This window comes from Bartonella sp. AA1HLJMS, from assembly GCF_042197445.1.
Taxonomy (GTDB): domain Bacteria; phylum Pseudomonadota; class Alphaproteobacteria; order Rhizobiales; family Rhizobiaceae; genus Bartonella.
This window is the reverse complement of sequence record NZ_JBHIRW010000185.1, coordinates 1-1,330: the sequence shown is the minus strand read 5'-3', so window position 1 is coordinate 1,330 and position 1,330 is coordinate 1. Positions and strand designations below refer to the sequence as shown.

Here is a 1,330-nt window from a genome sequence, read left to right as displayed (position 1 = left end):
CAAAAGCTTGCTCTTGATGTGATTGTGGTGCCGGAGCGTATACGCCCTGTGGATGATGAGCATGCCAAGGCACTTGCGCAATCAATGGCGCGGGAGGGATTGATGAATCCGATTACGGTGCGCCATACCCCCAATGCTAAAGAGGGTAATTACACGCTTATAGCTGGTGCGCATCGGCTTCGTGCTGCTGAGCTTTTGGGCTATAGTGACATTGATGCTGTTGTGGTGCAGGCGGATAAGGACAATGCTGCGCTTTTAGAAGTAGCTGAAAACCTTTTTCGCAATGAATTGTCTGTTATTGACCGTGCGCTTTTTGTCCAGACTTACCGCGAATTGTGGGAAAAGAAGTATGGGGAGATTAAGGTTGGTCGAAATAAAAAATCAAAGGTGCAAGTTGCACCTTTGATCGGTGGTGAGACAGATTTTGAGAAATTGGTGCAACTTGCACCTATTTCTCAAAGGGACAGCAATGCAACTTCAGATCACAATAAAATCGGGAGTGAAGGGGATGAAAAATCAAAGGGACAACTTGTCCCTTTGATCGGTGGTGAGCAATTGGGACAAGTTGTCCCTATTGCTCAAATGGAGGGAGAAGATGGCAAGAGGAGAACTTTATCTTTTGCTAAACATGTGGCGGACCGCATTGGTTTCTCTCAAGATGTCGTGAAACGTCTCAACTGTATTGCCCAGCATTTACAGCCAGAATTACGCTCTGTTTTGCGGGGGACGGCATTGGCTGATAATCAAGCGCAGTTGTTAAAATTAGCCAAGATGGAGCCGGTTGCGCAACGGCGTGTGGCAATTGCTTTGCAACAGGTTGAGGGGGATTTACGGCGGGCTGTTGATTTGGTCAATGGGATTAATACGCCACCGCAAATTAATGAACAGGAACGGATTTTTGCTCAGTTATTGGGTGTTTGGCAGAGAGCAGATGCGCAGACAAAGGCGCGGTTTTGTGATTATCTTGCAAGAGAACGGGGGGAGGAGCAGGCATGAAGAGGCATGGTTGCGGGCAGCTTGATTTTTTCCAAAAGCCGGTTTTTCCTTGTCGTGAACCCGTTGCACAGATTGATTTAGGGCGGTTTCGCTCGCGCATTAAGCGTGCGATGGCGCGGGCTTTGAGAGAATGCCGGCATGAGCGCAGTGTGATTGCGGAGCGTATGGCGCATTATTTAGGGATTGGGTGTTTAAGTAAGGCGAGTTTGGATGCTTATGTGGCAGAAAGTAAGCAGGTAGATATTTCCTTGCCGCGTTTTAAGGCATTTGTGCGGGCGACAGAGGCATTTTGGCTCTGGGATGAGGTGGTGAGTGAAGATGGATTGTTGCTGTT

At 48.3% G+C, this 1,330-nt stretch carries 2 protein-coding genes; both read left to right on the top strand.

What is annotated here, in order from left to right:
* Positions 1-996, top strand: a 996-nt coding sequence (locus ACFIQE_RS10465; protein ID WP_375707711.1) for a ParB/RepB/Spo0J family partition protein, incomplete at its 5' end; no start/stop codon positions are given.
* The coding region (locus tag ACFIQE_RS10460; RefSeq protein ID WP_375707710.1) for a hypothetical protein at positions 993-1,330 on the top strand (338 nt) is incomplete at its 3' end. The genes ACFIQE_RS10465 and ACFIQE_RS10460, both read left to right, overlap by 4 nt.